This is a genomic window from Pedobacter nototheniae (assembly GCF_032678625.1).
Lineage (GTDB): Bacteria > Bacteroidota > Bacteroidia > Sphingobacteriales > Sphingobacteriaceae > Pedobacter > Pedobacter nototheniae_A.
This window is the reverse complement of record NZ_JAVTSO010000004.1, coordinates 446,166-470,930: the sequence shown is the minus strand read 5'-3', so window position 1 is coordinate 470,930 and position 24,765 is coordinate 446,166. Positions and strand designations below refer to the sequence as shown.

The following is a 24,765-nucleotide window of genomic DNA, read 5'->3' as shown; positions in this document are numbered from 1 at the left end:
TTTATTTATAATATCCTATTATAGTTTTTCTTGATACTACTTTAGTTTGAAAGGGTACATAACCTCTATTGTGCTGTAAAATCCACCAGGCACTAAAGCCATCATGCATATGTTGTTTACTAACTACATCATTTTTATCTAAACCAAAGTGGTCCATAATGGTAACTTCAATTACGGCTATAAATTTACCATTTGGAAGTGGATCATAACTTTCTAGTCTTATGGTAGTTTGCTCCGTGTCATTTAACAGTATAGTCAACCCAGCAACCATATTGTAGTATCCTCCGAACTTTGGGTGAACGTCTTCCATCTGAATTGACATTCCATTTATATCGCCATTGGTTTCTCGTAGCTTGGTCTGTAATCTGGCCCCGAATTTTTTAGTAAAATTAGCAAAGACACCGCTTATTTCTACTTTCTGGTTTAGTATTGGATTTGTTGCAACAGTATTAGGACTGGTATTAGTCTTAAATAAATTAACAAACTCATGTGCTACCTGTCTTAATTGTCCATCTTTAACCGTTCCAAAATCCATCAAATCATTCATTGAAATAAATAATGTGGCATCACTCTTTCCCAACATGCTGGGATTTACACCAGTCGCATCATGATTAGTACCATAAGTTAAATCTTCCGTATTATTCCTATTGGTGGTAGAACCAATTACAGGTTTGGGGCCATTGGGTATAATAGCGGGAGCGTCTTCTATTTCAATTCCATTATTTATAATTAGCACGTCATCAAAATTAGGCGGATTCAACGTGTAATCTAAATTTTCGGCTTTAAATTCACTGAAATCTATGTTTGGATTTTCCATCAAATACCTAATTGCCCACCTTACAAATTCACTAGCCTCTGGTGTATGCTCGTGAGCATCTAACCACATGGATAGAGTAATTTGAATATCTAAATTAGCATATAAAAAGTCTACTGTTGCTACATCAGTAATGCCAAGCGTACTAACGATATAATCGTTTGGATTTAATTCTATTAACGCCTTACTAGGATGGTAAGAAGTATAACCGCCACCAGACCCACCACCTCCTACATTAGGTCCGCCAGCAACCCCCGAATAACCGGATGCATATGCAGAATATATTTTTAATCCCGCACTTTGATAGTTATCTGGCCCATTCCCTGAATTCCCAGGATCACCGCTAAATACTGAATGCCAATCAACCTCGAGCCGCCAACCATCAAGGGAAGTATTTCTATAGTCACCAGAAAGCCCCAATAGACTTCCTACCCACCCAACACCATCGGCTAATAAATCAGAAAACCACCCCCAAAAACCACTAATTTGCTTTTCCTTAATCCCTTTTAATGATTGAAGTTTATTTGTCTTTAAAGAAGCACTTAAATTATCATTCTGATTATTACCATATTTTAATAAGTAGCCGACTTTTAGAACGCTTTTTTCTAATTCTTGTATCGCAACTGTGTCTCCATTTAAATTCCATTCATATAGCTTACCAGTCCACAAGCCATTTTGACCAAAGTCTACATTTTTATCTTTTGGCACAAAATTCAATAGATAGGTTTTTAATGGAGCATTTTCATCCTCTTGGATAAAAAATAATTCAGGGGGATGCTCATTAGAAAAATTCGCATTTATTCCTAATTTAGGCTTGCCATCACTGTTTGTAGAAGATGCTCCATTGGAAGCAAGTATATTTGCTTTTAAAGATGAATTCTTAAACATCGATATTTTATCTACGTTTAGAGTTGGAACCCTTACAACATTTTTTCCATCAACTTTAGCTTGCATCGCTTTCGCCCAATTTAATGTTAATATCTTGGCTGATGGATTTGTTTGTATCCATTTTAAAATGGTTTCTTCCTTAATGTATTGCAGAGATGCATCTGGTAATTCAACCTTGGCTGGCAAAGCATCCTTGCGACAGGATTGCATCAAAATTAGACACAGTAGAATTAGGCAAGTCATAGCTCTGCCTGTGAGGAGCGTTAAGTTTTTCATCATTAGTTTTATTAATATTGATTTTTATAGATATAATATTCTGTCATTTGACGTAATCAAAAAATAAAATACCGTTTTAGTGATGATGATGGAACGAAGATAATTCCATAAATTTATAAAACAAAATAAATTAATACAGAATCGTCTATTCTTTAATACATTTATTTAGATCGGGCATTTCGGCAAAAATGGCCACCCGTTCCGCGTTTAAACTGTCACCCCATTTCGCTTTAAAGTGACCACCTGTTCCGGGTTAAACTGGCCGTTATGATCTTTCGATCAGCTTTTTTCACGATTAGCTTTCGGGAATAATTTTTCAATTTCTGCATAAAATAAAGGCTCCTGAGAGCGTATCTGTAATTCGGGATGGTAAGGTAATTTAAGCTGTTTTGGAGGGATCATGGCGTTTTTTTAAGCATGCTAATACCTGCGAATGAATTTTGATCTTTAGGAAGGTCTGAATTGAAGATAAATCCGGCAGTAGGATGGATTAAACCGAGAAGTTTTGAAGGAAATGGATTTGGATCCGATGTATATATTTGTTCAGGGGAAAGGAACTTAAATACGCATCATCCGGTAATCAAATTGGCGGCCAGTTTGGCTCGAAACAGAGGGGGCACTTTCACTGAAATACACAATAGGAGATTAGTTCAGAACTATTTTTTGATAGCAAATTTTTGAAAGTTAAATCCACCATTATTTTCTATAGGTATTACGGTATGCCAAAGGCGATTTTCCGGTTTGCAGTTTAAAATACCGGTTAAAATTTGATAAATTACTAAATCCCGAATCATTGCAAACCGAGGTTATGCTATCGTTATGCTCTCTCAGTAACTTGCAGGCGTGTTCAATTCTTACGGTTATCAAAAAGTCGAAATAAGTTTGACCGGTACGCGATTTGAAATAATGGCAGAATGCATTGGGTGCCATGTGGATAATATCTGCAATTTTTTTTAGCGTAATATCTTTATAGAAATTATCCATTGTAAAAAGATAGATTGTTGTTAACCTGCTTTCGTCAATCTTTTTAAAAGTTTGTTTTTCCTCGTAGTCTGATAAATTTGATATTTCCTCACTTTCGCCAATCTTATTCAATAATTGCAGCAGCAGGGGCAATTGTTCGTAATGGCGTGATGTTTCAATCTTTTGCAGGTATTCTATTGCAACTGTTTTAGAGCTTTGACTGATGAGAAGACCTTGTTTTGATTTGGCCAGTAAACTCTTTAGCATTACATTTTCTGGGAGCATTAAAAAATCATTTCCCAATTTATTCGGATCGAAGTGTAAGGTTAATAGCTGTAAGGGTACAATTGGTTTTGCATGTTTCATGGCATAATCATAGTACCTGTTGGTTTCGAATTTAAACATGTGCGGTACATTTGAGCCAATCAAAATCATGGTATCGCCAGCAATTCTTTTTGAAGTTTTTCCGATAGAAAAAGTTCCTTCTCCCGATTTAATATAAATGAGCTCTATCTCCTGGTGGTTGTGGAAATTGTTAAGCGCATGATAAGTATCGGCCTCTGCCAAGGTAAATGTAGAGTTTGAAACTTTTAAAAGTTGGAAGAAGAACTCTTTCATTTGTATTATATACCTATCAAAAAATAAAAGTATAAATAAAATGAGTAATATAGTATCAGTTTATCTTAATATTTAACAAAACGAAATTTAATATGGCACCTACTTTTGTTTCAAAGTATTTGAGCTATGAATAGGAACAAATTTACAATGAAACTGATCGAGGCCTCTATCGGCGATATCGAATTGGTAGGTGGAAAAAATGCATCTCTCGGAGAAATGCTACAGAAACTTACTCCGCTTGGGGTAAAAATACCTGATGGATTTATTCTTACAAGTTCGGCATATTTTCAATTTATAAAAGACAATAACCTCGATCAGCAGATAAGAAACATTATTGAACATGCAGATATTGATGATTTACAGATTCTGGCTTCATGTGGTGCGCAGGTCAGGAAGTTGATACAGGATGGCGAATTTTCTGCAGAAATGGAAGCAGAAATTTTAACAGCTTATAAAAACCTGATCGCTGCAGACGATGAGTATGCTATTGGGCTTGCTGTCCGTTCATCTGCTACAGCAGAAGATCTTCCCGATGCCTCTTTTGCAGGTCAGCAAGATACTTATTTAAATATCCGAGGAAAAAAGAACCTGTTAACTGCAATTAAAAATTGCTTTGCCTCACTATTTACCGACCGTGCAATTAGTTACAGAGAATCGTTCCGGTTTGGCCATTTTAACATTGGGCTATCGGTTTGTTTACAAAAAATGGTGCGTTCTGATGTAGGTGTTTCCGGAGTTGCATTTTCTATTGATACCGAAAGTGGTTTTAAAGATGCTGTAATTATTAATGGCTCATACGGATTAGGCGAATTGATTGTGCAGGGGGCGATTAATCCTGACGAATTTATTGTATATAAACCACTGCTTAAGAAAGGTTTTCCTGCTATAGTTGAAAAAAAGTTAGGCAAAAAACAAGAGAAAATGATCTATGGAACGGGAGAAGAAACCGTAAAGGTTATTGATACACCTCAAGAAGATTCAACACGTTTTTGCCTCACCAATACACAAATACTGCAGCTTAGCACCTGGGTAATGATTATTGAAGATTATTACACGAAACTGAAAGGGAAATGGTGCCCAATGGATGTTGAATGGGCTTTAGATGGCAGTACCAAAGAACTTTTCATTGTACAGGCCAGACCCGAAACCATCCATTCGCTGAAAAAAATAAATTGCATTACCGAATATAATATAACTGATAGTAACAGGCATAATAATGTACTGTTAAAGGGCATTGCTGTTGGCGATAAAATCGCGTTTGGCAGGGTACATAATCTACAAGGACTTAAGAAACACCTTATTCACGAGATAAACTTTTTACCTGGCGATATAATGGTTACTGAAATGACGGATCCAGACTGGGAACCAGTAATGAAAAAAGCTTCGGCAATTATTACCAACAAGGGTGGAAGAACCTGCCATGCCGCTATTGTAGCCAGAGAACTGGGCGTACCTGCAATAGTAGGTTGCGATAATGCGACTAATTTTTTGAAAACTGGCGATGAAATTACGGTTTCGTGCGCTGAAGGTGAGGCTGGAATTGTATACAAGGGAAGAATTCCGTTTACGAAACAGGAGCATGATCTTTCTCATTTGCCGGCAATTAATACCCCGGTTATGATGAACATCGGCTCACCGGATATTGCATTTCAGTATGCAGGTTACCCATCAAAAGGAGTTGGCCTTGCCCGTGAAGAGTTTATTATCAACAATTACATTAAAATTCATCCAATGGCGCTCTTAAAGCATAAAAGCCTGAACGATGAGGCATTAACCGCTCATATTCAGCATACAATTTCGGGCTATGAAAATGAAGAGCATTATTTTATCGAAAAACTATCATTTGGAATAGCAAAAATTGCAGCCGCTTATTATCCAAACAAGGTTATTGTACGTTTTTCTGATTTTAAAACCAATGAGTATTACAATATGCCCGGAGGTAAATATTTCGAACCAGGAGAAGAAAATCCAATGATTGGATGGAGAGGAGCATCAAGGTATTATTCTGATGCTTATAAAGAAGCATTTGGAATGGAATGTAAAGCCATAAAAAAGGTGCGCGAGGTTATGGGACTCGATAACGTTGTAATGATGATTCCATTTTGCCGAACCGTTAACGAGCTTTTACTGGTTTATAAAACCATGGACGAATACGGACTTAAGCGTGGAGAGCATGATTTGGAAGTATATCTGATGGCCGAAGTACCCTCTAACGTAATTTTGGCCGAACAATTTGCCCTGCATATTGATGGTTTTTCTATCGGTTCAAACGATCTTACCCAGCTGGTGCTAGGGCTCGACAGAGATTCTGCGCTGGTTGCAGGTTTGTACAGTGAACGAAATGATGCGGTAAAGATGATGATCTCAAATTTGATAAAAGCTGCAAAAAAAATGAAGGTAAAAGTGGGGATTTGCGGTCAGGGGCCATCCGATTACCCCGATTTTGCGCAGTTTCTGGTAGAAGAGGGGATTGATTCCATTTCGGTTACACCAGATTCTTTTCTGAAAACAGTACATGCAATAAAAGAAGTTGAAGATAAATTGCTTAGCGAGCTGCAGCACAAATATTAATTGCTGAGCATAGCATTTTCCTCATTGCCGTTTTAAAGAGGGTGTTCAATAATGGTATCTAAAAGGCTTCAGCTAACATAGTAAATGCTTTAGTCAAATATGCTTAACATTTTTGGAAACCCTCTTTTTGACTAACCGGAAATTTATTGCTTTTGTTTATCAATGTTTTCTACCTCTTTCTGTATTCAACAAAGCATTAGTTAAATGCTTCTTGTTGATATTACTGCTGCCGCTATTCATTTTGTGTTAATTCGAAAATCCTATTTTTTTTCTTCCTGAATAAATTCAGTGGGTGTTTTTCCAAACTGTTTCTTAAATTCCGAACTAAAGTATTTTCGATCTTGAAATCCTACTGAAAACGCTGTTTGGCTAATGTTTCCCTTATTCTGTTTAAGTATTTGTGCGGCTTTCTTTAGCCTGAATGATTTAATGAAATCGTTGACCGATAATCCTGTTAACGCCCTTATTTTTTTGTATAGAATGGGCAGACTCATACCTACTTCATTCGATAGCATGGCTACATCAAATTTAGGATTGGAAATATTTTGCTCCATAAAATCAAGCACTTTATTGATAAACTTTTGCTCCGTAAGGTTAATAACCAGGTTTTTGGGATCTAAGGTAACTACTTGTTCAAATTTTTTCTTAATGGTTTCTCTTGCCTGTAACAGGTTGTGTATGTTTAACAACAGAATTTTAATACTAAAAGGTTTCATAATATAAGCATCGGCTCCACTCTCAAATCCATTAATTTGGTGTAAATGGGTAGACCTGGCCGTTAAAAGCACAACTGGAATATGGCTTGTACGTTCATCTGTTTTTAATTTCCGGCAAAGCTCCAGACCATCCATCTCTGGCATCATTACATCACTTAAAATCAAATCTGGTATCACATCTAAAGCTAAATTCCAGGCCTCAATACCATTTTCACTTTCATATATGTTGTACTGATCCTGGAGTGTATTTTTAATAAAGCTTCGTAATTCCAGATTATCTTCAACCAAAAGAACTGTATATTTCTCTAAGCTATTTGACTCCTGACCAAAATCAATACTCTTTTCTATTGATTGCTCCATAGCCAGCTGATTTTCTGTGTAGTTTTTAAGATCATCATCATACAAATAATCAGTAATCAGATCTGAATCTTTAAAATGTTTATTGCCTTTTTTCAAAATAACGGTGAAACAGGTTTCTCCATTTTTATCATGGGTTTTTTCCTTACTCTTTACAGAAATGCTTCCCTGATGTAACTCAATAATACTTTTAGATAGCGAAAGGCCCAACCCTGTGCCCGTAATAATGCTGGGGCTAACCTGGTAAAAGTTGCTAAACAAACCTTTCTGCTTGTTTAATGGAATTCCTTTTCCATTATCTGTAATATATATAATTACGGTATTGGTATGCTCTTCAATCATCAAATCAATACAGCCACCGGTCTGTGTAAACTTGAAAGCATTAGAGAGAAGGTTAAACAATACTTTTTCAAACTGAGGTTTGTCAAAGTAAATTTCTGTTTCCTCTATTTGCGATTTGAAGTTATAGTTGATGTTATTATTAATAGCCAGATTTTGGAAAGCCAGAAAAATTTCCTTACAAAATTTAACAATGTTTCCAGGCGAGACCTGTAATGACATTTTCCCACTTTCGGCTTTTCTAAAATCCAATAGCTCATTAACCAGGTTCATTAAGCGGTCAGTATTATTTTTAATGGGTTGCAATACATCGTATAATCCGGCTTCATACTGTGCTTTGTCCATAAGTTTTTCTAATGGCCCTACAATAAGTGTTAAAGGGGTGCGGATCTCATGTGAAATGTGTGTGAAAAATTCCAGTTTATATTCATTTATTTCTTTCTCTTTTTCAAAAACAGCTCTAATAAGCAAATACCTAATTACAATAAAAAATAGAATGGCTATCATACAGAGGTAGAAAAGGTAAGCCCACCAGGTACGGTAGAAAGGTGGCAACACTTTTATGTTAAGCTTAATTGGGGCAGCCCAGTAGCCATCATTATTGCTGCCCTTAACTAAAAGTGTATAGTTTCCGGGCGATAAATTGGTATAACTGGCGGTAGGTGTGCTTACATAGTTCCAGTTTTTCTCAAAGCCCTCCAGTTTGTAACCATATTTATTCTTATCAGCCTTGACAAAGTTTAGGATGGCAAAATCAACAGAAAATACATTTTGACTCCATTTTAATGTAATGGCTTTAGTCAGGCTAATATTGCTGTCGAGCAAATTATTGTACGCTCCAATAGCAACAGATTTGTTGAACAGTTTCAAATCAGTAAAAATAATATTCGGAATTCTATGGTTTGTTTTGATCTGGTTTGGGAAAAAGCTTGTAAGGCCAGTGAGGCCACCAAAAAAAAACTGACCACTACGTGTTTTTAAAGCCGAGCGATAATTAAACTCATTACCAGACAGACCATCACGCGTATCATAATTGATAAAATATTTCTTTTTGGAAATATACTTGCTTATACCCTTATCAGAACTTAACCAGACATCACCATTGTCATCAATTAAGATACAAGTTATATTATTGCTCGAGAGCCCATTATTTTTATCAATTTTTTTTACTGTATTTGTTTTCGGATGAAAGACAACCACTCCTGAAATAGTCGTTGCAAACCATAAATTTTCATGTTGATCTTCATTTATATAGCAAATATCTTCAAATTGTATTTCCTTTAACAGGGGCTTGGAGACTTCTTTTATAAATTCGGCTGCATTTTTTTTTAAAACGTATAAGTCTGAAGTTGTGGAAACCCATACATTTCCACTCCGATCTTCGAAGATATAAAGTATTTTATCAGTTAGCCCGCTGTGGCTAAAGCGCACAAAATTATTTTTATCTTTCGAATATTTATGCAATCCCTTATCTGTCCCAATCCAAATTCTACCTTTGCTGTCTTCTAACAAACAGTTCACGTCAGTACTGTTCAAACTATTTACATCATCGGGATTGGATTGATAGTGCCTGAACGCATTCGTATGTGGATTGTAAACATCCAGTTTACCTAAATAGGTTCCAATCCAAATGTTATCTTCTCTATCCTGGATAATTGCTTTTAAAATGTTCGAACTGATGCCCTTGGCATTCTTTGTGTTAGAGGTATAATGAGTAAAGCGGTTTTCTGCTTTGTTGAAAAAATTCAATCCTCCACCTTCTGTACATATCCATACATTCCCTTTTCTATCCTCCAGCATACTGCTTATTACATTGTTATTTAAAGCATTTCCAGATTTTGATACTGGATACTTTTTAAAAGGGCTAAGGTTTGGAGTAACATAATTTATACCGCCATAATAAGTACCCACCCAAAATATACCCTGCTTATCCTGATAAATAGAATATACCGAATTTTGACTCAGGCTCTCCGAATCTGCAGGATCATGCTCTAATATGCTGAATTGTTGAGTAGCAGGATCAAAGATTTTAATACCTTGTATGGTACCAATCCATAATTTCCCATCATTAGCCAGGATTATTTTTCTAATATTTCTGTTAACGAGTCTATTATTTTCCTGTTTTGTATCGTAGTCTTTAAAATTGTTATTGGATTTATCTACCGAACTAAGTCCGGTTTGTTTGCTGCCCAGCCAAATCGTTTGGGTTAAATCTTGTGCAATACTGGTTACGTGGTTATCAGCTACAGCATTGATCTTTTTATTGTACACACCAAAAGAAGTAAAATGTAGGGATATCTTATCGTTATCAAATTTCATAAGTGCGAGACCTTTATTAGTGCTCAGCCAAAAAGTCCCTTGTCGATCTTCGAAAATAGTATAACATTCACTTATAGATTCATTTGTAAAACGAATGTTCTTGAATTTCAAGGATTTTTTATTCGTTAATAAGCTAAGGCCTTCTTTTGTGCAAAACCACATTCTGTTACTGTGATCTTGATACATATCGTTAATATAATTACTACCGATACTGTTTTTGTTAGATTTATTATGCTTTATCCTTAAGAAATCATCACTTCTCTCATTATATATATTAAGTCCCAACGTGGTTACAACCCAAAGGGCTCCTTCATGATCAGCTAATAATTGTACAACATAACTTGAGCTTAAGCTTGTGGTATCATCAGTCCTTTTATATACTTTAATACTTTTAGAATCATATCTGTTAAGCCCTGATCTTGTAGCAAACCACATAAAGCCCTTTTTATCTTGCGTTACAGATAGTACAGAGGTTTGAGACAATCCGTTTTCTACATTAAGGTGCCTAAATCTAATTTCTTGCGCATAAAGTGATGTATTTAAAAAGATAATAAAATAAATCAATAAAGAATACCTCATGAATTGTACGGATTTAATGTAAAATAATATACCAAAAAAATAGGGCTTTAGCTTAATAAAGTTTGTTTCCTAAATTGTTTAATCCGCAATTAAAAAATAAAAATGTACAGTTTATAATTATTTACCTAATTGTATCAAATAATAAAACTACAATTTACAATCCTGAAATATGAACATTATATTATATCATATTTTAAAATTTTCCCTCAATTTGTTTAAGATTTTATACCCCTCCGTATATATAACTCCACTAATTTTAGCACTGTAGACTATGATAGTCTCTAGTTACTGATACATACCAATGCGGAAATCGTTATAAAGGCGATGTCAACATATTGGCCTTGGTTATTGTAACATGGCTGGAGGAAAAAGTTTTATACGAATATCCTATGAGGGCTAATCGATACTATTAGGCTGCTTGTATAGATCTTTTAATTTAGTTACCTCCCTATAAATATAGTTAATGTTTGGTTGAGCTGCCTATGAGTGATCTAATTAGCTCTTTATTAAATAAAAGGATGAAATGCCAGTTTAATAAAAAATATTACTTGTTAACACTTCGAATATATTATTAAGAACTGTCAGTCAGAATTTACTATTCAAAAAGCTCATGGCTCAATAATCAATTCAGGTTTGTTTCCAGGTTGTATGAAATCCTGACCAAAAGCAGAGCAACTATATACCATATATAAAATTAAGGACCTTGAAATACATTTTAAATAGAGCGTATCAGGATGAAAATTACGGTCTCTAAAAATTCCCTTTTGGACAAAAAATCAAAATATATAAAAAACTAAAAAAAATGACACAGAAAAATCAGTACAACAAAGGCGTTGATCTAGTCGAGAAAATGGGTGAAGTTTTGGGTTATGCTCCAGGTTTTAGGGCTATACATGCTGGTGGACGTTTTTATCATGGTATTTTTAAAGCTACCGATATCGCCAAAACTTATTCAAAAGCAGTGCATTTGCAAGGTGATAATACACCAGTTACTGTACGTTTTTCAAAAGGAGGTGTAAATCCAGATGCACCTTTTGGAGCAACACTTGGCATGGCAACCCGTTTCTATCTGCCTAATGGTATGGTAATGAATACGGTGATGTTAAACATTAAATATTTTTTTGCCAATAGTCCTGAGCAGTTATTAGAATTATTAGAATCGGCAACCCCAACTGAGCCAGGAGGAGCCCCCAATATGGCTGGTGTACAGAAATATACATCCGAACATCCTAATGTTGGTTATGCACTTAAACTACTTACCGAACGAGAAGAGCCTGTAAGTTTTGCCGCTTCACTATTCAATTCCCCACATACATTTTTGTACAGAAATGCTAATGATGAGGTTACACCGGCTCGAAGTAGTTGGGTTCCTTTAGCAGATGTACTGAGCAGGCCTGTAGGAGAGTTATCCACAGAGTCTATTGATTTGCTTTATACAGAGTTGGAAGAAAGATTAACCAAAGGAAAAGTAGAATTTGATTTGGTTTTGGAGATAGCGGGGCCAAATGATTCAACAGATGATCCTTCTGCGCCATGGCCAGCTGATCGTAAAAAAGTTGTTATTGGAAGATTAACCATTTCTGAACGAGCAAACGAAGCAGATTTTACCGACCCAATAATGAACCACGACCCAACACAACTTACTGATGGAATTGAAACCAGTGCTGATCCTGTGTTACACGCACGCCGCGGTGTATACGAGGCATCTGTAGCAAAACGTACCGGAGGTTGGAAAGGTGCAGAAAAATGCCCCTTCGGTCATGGCTAAATTTTTTCTACTTAGAAGGAAAAATCTCTAATAAATTAAATAATTAACAAACAATTTAGATTGAAAAAATTATGTTTACAGATGCAGAATTAAAAGTAAAATTAGAAAACTTAGTAGAAGCCATAAAACATTATCCACCTATGGATGGCAGAAACCACAGCTCATTTGCGGATGAAGATGCTGGTTTGCGCAGTGGAAAAGTAAGCGAACTTACTGTAATAGGCAAAATAAAATCAGATGGTGGCGCCGAATATTTAAAAAAAGTACGCCATTTATTAGACTCAGAACACGGTTCCGTAGTGTCTTGCGTTGGCACCATACACGACATGCGTTTTGCCCTTATCGATAACGAAACAAGACTATTATTTGCTTCTACTTTCGATGGAAGCTGGGATTCGTACATCAACGATTTTGCAACCAAAATTCCCGAAGTTTTGGATATCGTATTCGATTGTTTAGAAGGCTGGCCTGGCATTACGAGCCCAACCGTAAAAGATTTCATTAAAAGTATACAGCAAAGTTGTTTTGGTTGGTATGTTTCACATCCTAACTTAACTATTAACGACATTACAAGACATGAAAAAATAGCAAACGGTATAGATAAAGTTTTAGACGAAGCTTCTTTAATTTAACCCAATTAATTTATGTTGCCTAAGTTTTCAGGTAACATAAATTTTCTAATTAATCCGAAATATATGGATCAAAGCAGTAGCAATTTCGACCAGTCTAAAGTTACTTTGGAGTTGGATCAAATACAAAGTCTCATTTTAAGAGCCAGGCCTATTCCATATTATGGAACGGTAGTCGTGGTAGAAATTAAAAATAAAGAAGCAGGAAAAACATTGATAAAAAACCTACTTCCCGAATTAACCACTTCTGTAAATTGGCACCATTCGCACGAAGGCTCTTCCTCCATTGCCATTAGCTATAAAGGTTTTGAAGCATTAGGATTGCCGGCGGAAACCTTAGAAAGTTTCCCGAAAGAATTTAAAGTAGGCATGGCCGCTCGCCATGAAAAATTAACTGATACTGGCGAAAATCATCCTGATAATTGGCAACATCCTTTTAAAGATAGTAACATCCACATCGTTGTAAATGTTATTGCACAAACTGAAGCAGATTGGAAGCAAAAATTGCAAAACGTAAGAGATAAATTTAACGATATTTCTGGGTATAACATTGTGGCCATGGGCGATTTTTCTGCCACCGAAAAAGTAAGAAATGCTTTCGGTTTTAGAGATGGATTATCTAATCCGGAGATTGACGGTTCGGGAGTTGATGTTCCACCAGGTTACGGCAGAGCTATAAAACCAGGCGAATTTATTATCGGCTACCCGGGCGAAGCAGGAAATGTGGATGACACTATTAAGCCCTTAGCATTTTCGAAAAATGGCAGTTTTGTAGCCTTACGTAAATATCAAAGTAAGGTGCATTTATTTAACCAATTTTTGCACAAAAATGGCAAAACACCCGAAGATAGAGAACTTTTGGCCGCTAAATTATTCGGTCGTTGGCGCTCTGGTGCTCCGTTGGCACTAAGTCCAATAGCTGATGATTCTGAATTGGCTACCGATAAAATGAGGATTAATAATTTCGATTTCAAAGGCGATGAGTATGGCCGTGTAACACCGTTATCTTGCCACATGCGCCGAATGTACCCACGTGATACCAAAATGGCTGTAATGTCTGATTTGAATATGCACCGCATTATTCGCCGTGGTGCGGGTTTTGGCGGTGTTCCTGGCGATGATTTTTTAGAAGATGACGGAAAAGAAAGAGGGCTTTATTTTATGGGAATTTCGGCCAAAGCGATGCAAACCATGGAGTTTTTGCAATCTGAATGGGTAAATAATGGAAACTTTATTAATCACGGCGAAGAAAAAGATCCAATTATTGGCTTACAAGAAGAAGGTAAAGATGGTGTATTTACTTTGCCCAAAGCAGAAGGTGGCCGTACACGTGTAAATGGTGTAAAAACTTTTAATAGGATGCTAGGTGGCGAATATTTCTTTATTCCGGGCATCAATGGATTAAACTGGATTTTGGAACAAGAATAAAATTAATTGTTATGAATTTTAAAAATATAACCACTGCTGGCAGTGGCGTTTTAGGCTATCAGATAGCTTTTCAAATTGCCTTTAAAGGATTTAAAGTAATTGTGTACGATATCAATGATGAAATTTTGGAAAAAGCTAAAGCCAAATTTGACATATTAAGTGAGGCTTATAAAAAAGATTTGAATGCTACACAAGAACAATTGGATGCCACATTTGCTAACTTAAGTTACCACTCGGATTTGAAAATTGCGGTGCAAGATGCGGATTTGGTGATCGAATCTGTGCCCGAAAACCCAGCTATAAAAACTGATTTTTACCACAAGTTGGCTCAGCTTGCACCTGAAAAAACAATCTTCGCAACCAATTCATCAACGATGTTACCTAGCCAGTTTGCAGCTGAAACAGGTCGACCAGAGAAATTTCTTGCCCTGCATTTTGCCAATAGCATTTGGAAACACAATACCGCCGAAATTATGGGGCACGGAACAACCAATAAGTCTGTTTTTGATGAAGTAGTCGCTTTTGCAAAGGCTATTGGTATGTTGGCTTTACCTTTAAATAAAGAACAACCCGGTTATATTATTAATTCCTTAACGGTGCCTTTATTTGCTGCCGCATTAGATTTGCTGGTGAAAGAAGTAGCTGATGCGCATACCATTGACAAAACCTGGATGAAAGGTGTTGGCGCACCAACAGGACCTTGTGCAATGATGGATGTAATTGGTCTTACAACGGTGTACAACGTTTTTAAAATGAAGGCAGATGCGTCAGAGGATCCATTTAAAATTAAAGTGCCTATTTATGTAAAAGAAAATTATATCGATACAAATAAACTGGGCGTTGCCACAGGCGAAGGCTTTTATAAATACCCAAACCCTGAGTTTTTAAATAAGGATTTCCTGAAGTAACCGAATTTAAGATTAGATTATCTGTTATATGAAATATTATATTTGGAATAGTAATCATTTTTGAGAATATTATGTATATTATATAGAAAGGTATTTGAAAAACACCTTTAATAATAACTAAATTGATAAAATTCAGGCTAAGAATTAGCAGTGGCCTTGGATTTTATTTTTTTTTCACTTAATCACAAAAAATGATTTTACTCTTTAGCATTTTATAGATATACCCATGAATATAAAACTTACGCGACTACTTTTTGTGCTGATCATGATTTGTTCGAGCAAAGTAATAGCACAGCAACTTATCGACCCTCAACTTCGGGAGCCGATAAAGCAAGCCATCTCTACCAATTATGAGCTACTAAATAAAAACATTGAAGTTCATAAAACAATTATTAATGCCGAGAGTGTACATGCCAAACGTTTACCGGAAATTTCGGCTAACGCGGCATACACCTATTTTAACCAAAGTGGTGTTTTGGATGTTCCTACCGTTACGCTTCCCATTACTGGACTGGAGCTTTTTGAGGGGAGCCGTTCGTTTTCGACTAATGGGAATATTGGCCGCGTTGGCCTGTTGGGCAAACAGATTATTTTTAGCGGTATGCAAATTCCCAATGCCGAAAAAGCCTTAATGGAAAAATCAAAAGCTGAGCAGTTAATGGCTGATGCCAGTAAAGAAGGAATTGCAATGGACGTGATTGGTACATTCGACCAGTTAATGCTCCTTGCCGAAGTTGATAAATTGATTGTAGATACTGAAAAACGCCTGCAAAAAGAGAATTTATACGTATCTACTGCTATAAAAAACGGATTGGCTATTCCATATGATAGGGATAAAATTCGTCTAGCTTTGTTAGAATTAGAAGCTAAGAAAACGGAAGTTAAAGGCAACAGGCAACTTTTGCTACAAAAACTAACGCAATTAACACACCTTGATGTAGCGCAGTTTAAAAATATAAATTACCCTTTAAATGCACTCAACTTAACAGAAACAAATTTCAATGCAGAGAACCGAAAAGAGCTACAAGCACTTCAACATTCATCTAAAGCTTATGAATATTTAATTAAAAAAGAAAAAGGTAGTGCCTTGCCTGCCGTTTTTGCTTTCGCCAATGTGTCTTATCTAAATGTATTTAATTCTACCACTACCCTAAAAGATGTAGGCACACTTGGTAACGTAGATTTAAAACTTAATAAGCTATCTACTTTTCCCAATGTTTTAGTTGGAATAGCTGCCAAATGGGATATTTATGCGGGGGGCGAACATAAACACAAAAAGGCTTTGGCCAAAGCCGATCTGGAAATCAATGAAAATAAGATAAAAGATACCGAAGAAAAACTAAATCTTTTGATTAATAAATCAAAAATTGATTATGAAAATACGTTGGAGAAAATAAAAATTACGGAACAGCAAATCGTGATTTCAAAGAACAACATGTTAATGGGCAGTAAACAATACCAAGAAGGGCTTATCAATATTTCTGAGCGATTGGAAATCGAAAATGACCTCTATAAATCATCTCTGAATTATTATATGCAAGTTATACAACAGCGTAGTGCAGGCCTACAACTGTTACAAAATTCAGGAAATCTCCTCAAAAAAATAATGAACTAAAAATGAAACGGATGACAAATTCTACTTTATATCTTTTACTTTTCGCACTGTTGCTTACTAGTTGCAGTACCAAGAAAAATAGCGAAAGCCTTTTAGAAGGAAAAACAGAACGAGAGCAAATTTCTGTATCTAGCAAACTGGCTGGAAAAATCCAAAAAATAAATGCAACTGAGGGTGAAATGGTTCAGGCAGGCGATACACTCTTAGTATTGGAGCTACCCGAAGTACAAGCAAAAAAAGAACAAGCCAAAGGCGCACTCAATAGTGCAGAAGCGCAATACAATATGGCAAAAAAAGGTGCTACAGCAGGGCAGCTTACCCAATTAAACGCCAAAGTTTCTGCTTCAAAAGAGCAAATGGATTTTGCAGAAAAATCTATGTTCAGACTAAAAAATATGCTAAAAGACAGCCTCATTTCTCAACAAAAATTTGATGAAGTTTTTACAAAATACCAAGGGGCAAAAAATCAATATATAGCGGCAGAGGCCGAATTAACGGAGGCTAAAAACGGTGCACGGCTAGAACAGCAACAGATGGCTTTAGGGCAGCAAGAACGGGCTGTTGGTGCATTAAATGAAGTAGGCGTTGCCGAAAAAGAACGCTTTATTATTGCCCCACAAAAAATGTCTATTGAGAGCATCTCCTTAAAACAAGGCGAATTGGCATTACCTGGCTATTCTCTGGTTTCAGGATTTTTAAATAACACTACTTTTTTCAGGTTTACCACAACGGAAAAACAAGCGGCAAAAATGAAAACCGGACAAGAAGTAAGTGTACAGGCCATAAACGAAAACAAAACCATAAAGGGAAAAATTGTATGGATAAAACCACTTAGTGCTTATGCAAATATTAGCTCAGCCTACCCAGATTATGAGCAAGGCCAATCACTTTTTGAAATAAAAGTAGTGCCACTTAACCCGCAAGAAGCAAGTACATTGTTGCTAAAGGGAACTGTACATCTAGATTTGGCCAACACTAACAAATAGCACGAACTAATGAAAGAAATATTTCAGCTCATTGGCAGAGAATTCAAATTGTTTTTTAACAATAAAGTATTGAGAATGCTTTTTATTGGTGCTCCTATTATGTACGGTTTTTTAGTAGGTAACGTATATGAAAAAGGAAAGGTAACCGATTTACCAATCGTTGTGGTTGATGAAGACCGTTCGGCAATGAGTCAAAAACTCATTCAGATGTTTACAGAAAATGAGGTCATAAGGGTCGTCAGTATTTTAGGAAGTACCGATCAGTCTCGTAAAACGGCATTGGAAAAAAATGCACCTTGTGTGGTACTTATCCCGAAAGGTTTTGAAACTCAAATTTTTTTAAAAAGATATCCAGAGCTTACTGTTTTTGTTGATGCTTCAAATACCCTTACAGCAAATTTTGCCAGTTCGGCCGTTAATTTGTGTGCTGCAACTTTTAAAGCCGGAATACAGATTGAGGCTTTAAAAAAACAAGGCGTGCCAAGCAATATTGCCAGTACCCAGTACGAGCCTTTCAGAACTACTTTTATAAAGGAAAATATAAGGAGTGGTAACTATTTATATTTTATGTTACCAGGCGTATTACTTACCGTTTTTCAGCAAGTATTATTATTAGGGCTAGCCCTCAGCTTTTCGTCCGAGTTTGAAAAAGACACTTTTAAAGATTTAGTAAAAAAAATAAGTAATCCTTTCGGATTAATCTTTGTAAAAATCGCTCCTTATGTAATAATGTCTGTTGGCATATTATTGCTGTACTACGGCTTCTCTGTTTTTTACCGGCTACCCTTACGAACAGAGGTATTCCCATTTGCGCTCGCTACCATTTTGTTTGTTCTAGCGGTTTGTTTTATTGGTATTTTAGGAAGCATACTATTACCTAACCAACTTAAAGCTACAGAAGTATTAATGGTAGTAGCCACACCGAGCTTTATTTTAAGTGGCTTTACCTGGCCCTTAAGCCAAATGCCACAATGGGTACAGCATGTTGCTGGCATAATTCCACTTACGCATTATTTAAAAATTTATCGAACGCTATTTGTTGAGCATGGCGATCTTTCAAGGGTGGCAGCACCGATGTATGCACTCCTGTTTATAGCCGTACTTTGCCTTTTACTGGCCGCCAGTTTACTCTATTTAAAAATAAGAAAACTAAAACATACAGCTATACCAACAACTTAATAGCCTGAGTACAATCAATAATACCAAAGGGATTTTATAAGAAGAAGAATAAAGGAATTAATTAAGTTTATGAAACATATCGTTATTATTGGGGGAGGATTTGCAGGGATTAATTTAGCCAATGGTCTTTCAAAAAAAGAAGGGTTTAAGGTAACTTTGGTTGATAAGAACAATTACCATTTTTTTCCTCCCCTGTTATATCAGGTATCTACAGCTTTCCTGGGGACTAAAATAAACGGTAATTCATATCCCCATTCGACCATTGAAAAGCTATCATCGTCGTTGTCTTGGTTTCCTTTTCTGGGTATATTGCTTAGATAAATGCGTTCTGACATAGAAGCAAGATACTAAATGAACTGTCCTATTATGGATTCATCCAAGTGCTATGGCGTACAGCTCATTTGGATGAACTGTATATCCTGTTTTTGTTAAACTATTTTTGCTTCAGCATGGCGACTTGATGTAGGTAAGCTCGGTAATTTTAAAAATGATTTGTTGTGTAATTTTCATTTGACAGGTGTACGACCTTTTTGAAAGAAATTAATGGTTTTGATTTTTATATGATCAGTGATGACCCGGATAATAAAAAAATAAAATAGAAGTATGTCAGAATTTAATCAGTCTATACGCAGTTTAAATGTGGGTATTCAAAAATAAAAATTTGATACTGCTTTATTCCAGTTTAAAGAAATCAAGCGGTTTTCAATCATATGAAACCCTGTTTATATTAAATAACAATTTTTTAAATTAAAACCATTACCAATGAGAAGCTTGAAAATCCTATTCCTTTTTATTTTTGTGTTGCCATTTATTTGTGAAAATGCCGGATTTGCACAAAAGAAGAGTTCTTCAAAAGGAAAAATAACTTACCAGTCACTATTTGATAAAGCAGATGGGTTTTATCAAAACGGACAGTATGATTTAGCCATTAAGCATTATAATGCCGCGATTCAGTTAGAACCAAAGAGTTCAGATGCATATATGAACAAAGGGCTTTGCTATTTTTATAAAAAAGATTATGCTTTGGCTATAAAAGCTTACAATACTTCTTTATTGTTAGATCCGAGAAACACGCTGTTATATTATAACAGGGGACTTTGCTATTATCGTAGAGGAGACTACGCGCTGGCTATAAAAGATTATGAAACTTATTTACCATCAGACCCAAATGATGCGGATGTATATATGAACAGGGGGATTTGTTATAATTATCAAGGAGATTATGATCTGGCTATAAAGGATTATGAAACTTCTTTATTGTTAAACCCAAATAATACGGAAGTATATTATAACAGGGGATATCTCTATCTAACTAAAAAAGATTATGATCTTGGGATAAAGGATTTTGTAGCCTACTTAAGGCTAAAGCCAGATAATGAAGATGGATATATTAATAGAGGGATTTGTTATTATTATAAGAGAGACTATGATTTGGCAATAAAAGATTTTACAGCCTGTTTAGAGCTAAATCCAAATAATGTAGAGGGATATTATAACCGGGCGCTTAGTTATGACCGTAAAATGAATTATGATTTAGCTATACAAGATTATAATTCGATTCTGAAAATTGATCCAAAGATGAAAGATGCTATCGATAATTTAGCAGCTGACAAAAGAAACAAGGCGGATCAGTGATTTGAATAGTTAATAGTTTTTCTGCCCCATATGATAGTTGTCGAAGTTTGGTCTTGCCTGGTTTTTCAGGTAAGTTGCTACTACTTTGTTTAATACTAGTTAAATGATGTACTCCTCACATGGATGACACATTTGTATCCATATTAACATGTATTTTTAGTTAATAATACAATTAAATGAAGAGTAAAATAATAATAATACTGATAGCCATTGCTTGTGTTTCTGTCCCGGCTACTATATATATTGGTCGGTATTTGTGGAGTAGAGCAGTGGTGAGTCCTGAACATAGATTACAGGTGGGAAGTTTTATTTTCTCGAAACAAAAACGTGAAAAGATAAGCTATCCATTTAACTATACGGATTATGCAATTTTTAAGGTGCTAAAAATAGATGGCGACCTGGTGATAGTAGCAGGTGTAAATGTGGAAGGTTTAGCAAAAAAAGAGGATGGAGATAGTTTTGTGGATGAAGCTGGAATTTATAAGAAGTTTAAAGAAAACATAGCAAGTGCACTGGTAACGGGAGTTCTGCCAGAAGACTTTAGCGATCTAAGTAGAAAAGCTTTGTTAAGCAAGTACCCAGGCCTAAGCAAATCGAATTATTGGTATGAAGAGCTACGTGAATACGAACGGGGCGGAGTCCGTCCTACTGATAGAAGTGAACTGAGTCTTTATGTGGGGGGAGCTTATTCTGCTAAAGCAATTATAGAAGAAAGAAGGTTGCGGTCTTATTCGGATATTTTGACTGATGACGGAAAACCGGATTTGTCTCCCTTTGAGGGGGATAAAATTGACCTGATTATCAATAAAAAATAAAATCCTCGGTGGGAAATACTTCAGACGATTTAAAAGTCAGTATAAAATAGCTGTGTTAGGTTCGGACTGTCATAAACACAAATTCAAAAATGAAGATCGTAAAATTTATGCCCCCTTTTTTCCTTTGTCATTCACGATGCAGCACTACAAGGTACTTATCTGAAACTTCAAGATTAAATGATATTTAAAGTTAAAACAAGGATTCTGAGTAATGTGGGCCTGTTGTGTTTTGTGGTGAGTTTGCTGCTGCCTGTCGCTGTACCGGATAACAGCTCGCCAGTCTTTAACAAACTTACAACTTACAATGATGTTAACATGATTGGAGTCTGGTATCTTTTGCTTGGGTGGTACGTCGCATTTAAAGCAGTTGGTATAAGTTGGTGGGCTAATGTTCTTTTACTACTATCTTGGTTTTGGTCGAAGAACCTAAAGGTGTCATTTATATTGAAATGTCTTGCCATAGTTTTTAGTCTTTTCTTTTTTGTGAACAGACAATTTGCACTTCAGCATTCAAGCTATGTTGGCGGAAATGGAAGCTCTGAATTTACAATGGTGGACATTACACCAAGTTATGGATATATTTTCTGGCTATCAAGTTTGGTGTTTTTTTTATGGGTTGACTGGATGAAGGTTTTCAATCAACATGCATAATGAAAAGATTAATGGCATAGTTGGCATCCATTTTGCTTATATACTTTTTGAAATTTCATAACTTAATGCTCTTTTTTAAGCCATATGTTAAGTAGCAAAACGTACTTTTTGATTATTTCAGATGACTTTATGAGATTAACAAAAATTATTATGCTTGATTTTATGTATGAAAATATTTAGGTTAATTATGCTTAAAATCAATACCCTGAAACTAATAAAATTCCGACACAAGGAAAACTTCGCTTTTAGGATGATTACGCTTATACTGCTTACTCTTATTATCCTCAATCTTTTAAATACTTTTAAATTAACTTCTGGAGGTATCCATTATGTACATAAATTATGGAACCCCAGTTTATTATTACTTGGCCCTTTGCTTTTTGCCAGTTATCTGCAACTTTCAGGAAAAGCAGTTTGGAGAGACTTTAGAAATCTGTTGCATCTGATTCCATGCCTGATCAAAACGTTATTTTTGCTCAATATCCTTTTACATTCTGGGGGTAGTGACCAGATCAGAGATACTTTGATCGTTAATTACCAAAATAGTTATTTTCTGATAATTTTATCTTTACTGATTTACAGTGTTTATATATTAATAAGGGTCAATTCTCTTAAAGATATTAATGACTTGGATGCCGAAACACTTGTTCTTTTGATTTCGTCTGTATTTATTGTAATCTCCCTGGTTATGACGATTATGTATCCAGCCAAAGTGATCTTTCATTTTAACCTGGGCATAGATTATAGGTATTTTGCTTACGGATTACTTCTTATCGTGTGCATAGCAATTATCCGTTATTGGATCATTTCGGGAATTACCACAAATTTAAACGGAGTTACTCAAAATCAATTTAGCGCAGCGTTACAAAAAGGATACAAAAAGTCTACACTTTCTGATTCACAGGTAAAGCAATTCAAAGCAGAAATTATTGACTATTTTGAACACAGTAAAGCTTATCTCGATCCGGATCTATCTCCTGTACAACTATCCAAAGCATTAAATATATCTGCACATAATTTGTCGCAGGTATTTAATATTTACTTTGAGAAAAAATTCTACAATTTTGTTGCAGAGTATAGAATTAAACATGCAATGATAATTATGGAAAATGATGTTTACCGTTTAACAATTGAAACAATAGCCTATTCTTGTGGATTTAATTCAAAAACGTCTTTTAATCATTATTTTAAAATTACGACAGGTATTACTCCTCGTGAATACCGAACGGAATTAGAGGTGAAAAAGAAGCAAGTATAGCAGACGCTGTACATTGATTTATTATAATAAAAGTATTCTAATCACTTATCTGCAGAAAATGTTCTCACTGGTTTCTTTCACATTTATAGCAATACTGTTGTTCTCATTAACTACATTTCTGTTGACATTTTTGGTTAAAAGAATAAGCGCATTCTACCGTGTAATACGAGGGGCGATGGTTCTTGTATTCACAAATTATCTGTTTATGTATATCATGCTGTATTTGTATAGGCAGGATGATTTAGATAGGGGGCATCTGATTCCATTTTATTTATTATATGGGCCTTTACTATACTTTGGAATTATTTCATTGCGGGACGGGGTTTTGTCTAAACAAAAGGTTATCCTTCATTTATTGCCGTTTGTACTTTTTTCGAGTGTAACGATTATGCAATCTTTTGGTTGGATAAACATAGAGAAAATTGTGCATGTACCGATGAAGTTCATATCCTTTATCCTCCTCTCAATTTCTTTGCTTTTTTATGTGACATGGTCTTTTCTTTCAGATAGTTTTGAGCGCAGTGATGAATTTAGAACAGAGCGCAGCCTTTTCGTCTTTACAAAGATCTTGATGATTTTTGTGGGCATACTTTCTCTGACTGTTTTCTATAACGGAATGCTTGATCGGGGCGGATTACCAGTTTATTTTGCCCAACTTTTACGTTACCTTTCTGTATTTTTATATGTTTTGTCCCATTTAATTTATTTAGTAAATAAACTACTTTATGAACGCACTAAAGTCTCTATCCCATCTTCGCAGAATACAATTGGAATAAAAAAAATCGAAGCAGCAGAATTGCCAAAGTATAAACATTCGGCACTTACAGACGAACAATTGATTAAGTACGAACAAAATCTGATGCACCTGATCCAGGAAAGAAATCTTTTTCTTGACAGGTCATTATCCCTGGCTAGTTTAGCGCAGCATTTGAGAATACCCAAACATCACTTAACCGAAGTATTTAGTCGGCGTATAAAAAAAAGGTTTAACGATTTTATAAATACATTAAGGGTATATCATGCTGGTAAATTACTTAAAGACCCCAATTTGGATATGAAACTTGAAGACTTATCAGAAAATAGTGGGTTCAATTCAAAAGTTTCTTTTAATCGTTATTTTAAAATTGTTTACGATTGCACTCCTTCTCAGTACAGAGTTAAATATCGAGTTCATGGCAAGGATCAGGAATAACATCATTTTTGAGTAACAAAAATACTTAAGGACAAGACGTACGGCGGCTGATCTTACTGTTATAAATGGGTAATGTTTTTAAGAATCAGAGCAGCAGCAAATAGAGGAGCTGTGGTTAAAGTCGAGAAAAATTAGCCATTAATAATGACTTTTGCATGGAGCTAATCTGGGTAGGTTGATTTCATGCAATATTCTTTTCCAGATCATGGAAGTGCGCGATGGGGTCCAAAAACAATAGCGAGTACTACTACCAACAATTGT

At 35.5% G+C, this 24,765-nt stretch carries 16 protein-coding genes; 13 read left to right on the top strand and 3 right to left on the bottom strand.

Annotated elements, in window-relative coordinates; genetic code table 11:
- Position 1 precedes the first annotated feature (1 nt).
- Both R2Q77_RS14710 and R2Q77_RS14705 read right to left on the bottom strand, forming a co-directional pair.
- The gene (locus R2Q77_RS14710) at positions 2–1,981 is read right to left on the bottom strand and encodes a DUF3289 family protein (RefSeq protein WP_316804487.1); all 1,980 of its coding nucleotides are present in this window, start codon (positions 1,979–1,981) and stop codon (positions 2–4) included.
- 693 nt (positions 1,982–2,674) lie between these two features.
- A complete protein-coding gene (locus tag R2Q77_RS14705; RefSeq protein ID WP_316804486.1) occupies positions 2,675–3,559 on the bottom strand; it encodes an AraC family transcriptional regulator in 885 nt (294 codons plus the stop codon).
- Between the two features lie 126 nt (positions 3,560–3,685).
- On the opposite strand from R2Q77_RS14705, the gene ppsA reads away from it, so the two are divergent.
- The gene (gene ppsA / locus R2Q77_RS14700) at positions 3,686–6,130 is read left to right on the top strand and encodes a phosphoenolpyruvate synthase (protein WP_316804485.1); all 2,445 of its coding nucleotides are present in this window, start codon (positions 3,686–3,688) and stop codon (positions 6,128–6,130) included.
- A gap of 260 nt (positions 6,131–6,390) precedes the next feature.
- On the opposite strand, the gene R2Q77_RS14695 is transcribed toward ppsA, so the two are convergent.
- A complete protein-coding gene (locus R2Q77_RS14695; protein ID WP_316804484.1) occupies positions 6,391–10,440 on the bottom strand; it encodes a two-component regulator propeller domain-containing protein in 4,050 nt (1,349 codons plus the stop codon).
- 802 nt (positions 10,441–11,242) lie between these two features.
- Between R2Q77_RS14695 and R2Q77_RS14690 the strand changes: the two genes are divergently transcribed.
- The 12 genes from R2Q77_RS14690 to R2Q77_RS14635 all read left to right on the top strand — a co-directional run bounded on the left by R2Q77_RS14690 (position 11,243) and on the right by R2Q77_RS14635 (position 24,504).
- Positions 11,243–12,208 carry a catalase gene (locus R2Q77_RS14690; protein ID WP_316804483.1) on the top strand — a complete coding sequence of 322 codons (966 nt, stop codon included), beginning with the start codon at positions 11,243–11,245 and terminating at the stop codon, positions 12,206–12,208.
- Between the two features lie 71 nt (positions 12,209–12,279).
- A complete protein-coding gene (locus tag R2Q77_RS14685) occupies positions 12,280–12,840 on the top strand; it encodes a hypothetical protein (protein ID WP_316804482.1) in 561 nt (186 codons plus the stop codon).
- Between the two features lie 63 nt (positions 12,841–12,903).
- Complete coding sequence (locus R2Q77_RS14680; RefSeq protein ID WP_316804481.1) at positions 12,904–14,265, top strand: Dyp-type peroxidase; 1,362 nt, start codon at positions 12,904–12,906, stop codon at positions 14,263–14,265.
- Between the two features lie 11 nt (positions 14,266–14,276).
- Positions 14,277–15,173 (top strand): 3-hydroxyacyl-CoA dehydrogenase, encoded by an 897-nt coding sequence (locus R2Q77_RS14675; RefSeq protein ID WP_316804480.1) that lies wholly within the window; start codon positions 14,277–14,279, stop codon positions 15,171–15,173.
- 226 nt (positions 15,174–15,399) lie between these two features.
- Entirely contained in the window at positions 15,400–16,788 is a 1,389-nt protein-coding gene (locus R2Q77_RS14670) for a TolC family protein (RefSeq protein WP_316804479.1), read from the top strand.
- 2 nt (positions 16,789–16,790) lie between these two features.
- Positions 16,791–17,774 (top strand): HlyD family secretion protein, encoded by a 984-nt coding sequence (locus R2Q77_RS14665; RefSeq protein WP_316804478.1) that lies wholly within the window; start codon positions 16,791–16,793, stop codon positions 17,772–17,774.
- Positions 17,775–17,783: 9 nt separating this feature from the next.
- Positions 17,784–18,953 (top strand): ABC transporter permease, encoded by a 1,170-nt coding sequence (locus R2Q77_RS14660; RefSeq protein ID WP_316804477.1) that lies wholly within the window; start codon positions 17,784–17,786, stop codon positions 18,951–18,953.
- A 69-nt stretch (positions 18,954–19,022) separates the two neighbouring features.
- Positions 19,023–19,274, top strand: a complete 252-nt coding sequence (locus tag R2Q77_RS14655) for an FAD-dependent oxidoreductase (RefSeq protein WP_316804476.1) — start codon at positions 19,023–19,025, stop codon at positions 19,272–19,274.
- A 441-nt stretch (positions 19,275–19,715) separates the two neighbouring features.
- Complete coding sequence (locus R2Q77_RS14650) at positions 19,716–20,588, top strand: tetratricopeptide repeat protein (protein ID WP_316804475.1); 873 nt, start codon at positions 19,716–19,718, stop codon at positions 20,586–20,588.
- Between the two features lie 176 nt (positions 20,589–20,764).
- Entirely contained in the window at positions 20,765–21,403 is a 639-nt protein-coding gene (locus R2Q77_RS14645; RefSeq protein WP_316804474.1) for a hypothetical protein, read from the top strand.
- Positions 21,404–22,304: 901 nt separating this feature from the next.
- Complete coding sequence (locus R2Q77_RS14640; RefSeq protein WP_316804473.1) at positions 22,305–23,312, top strand: helix-turn-helix domain-containing protein; 1,008 nt, start codon at positions 22,305–22,307, stop codon at positions 23,310–23,312.
- Positions 23,313–23,517: 205 nt separating this feature from the next.
- A complete protein-coding gene (locus R2Q77_RS14635; protein ID WP_316804472.1) occupies positions 23,518–24,504 on the top strand; it encodes a helix-turn-helix domain-containing protein in 987 nt (328 codons plus the stop codon).
- The last annotated feature ends 261 nt before the right edge of the window (positions 24,505–24,765 follow it).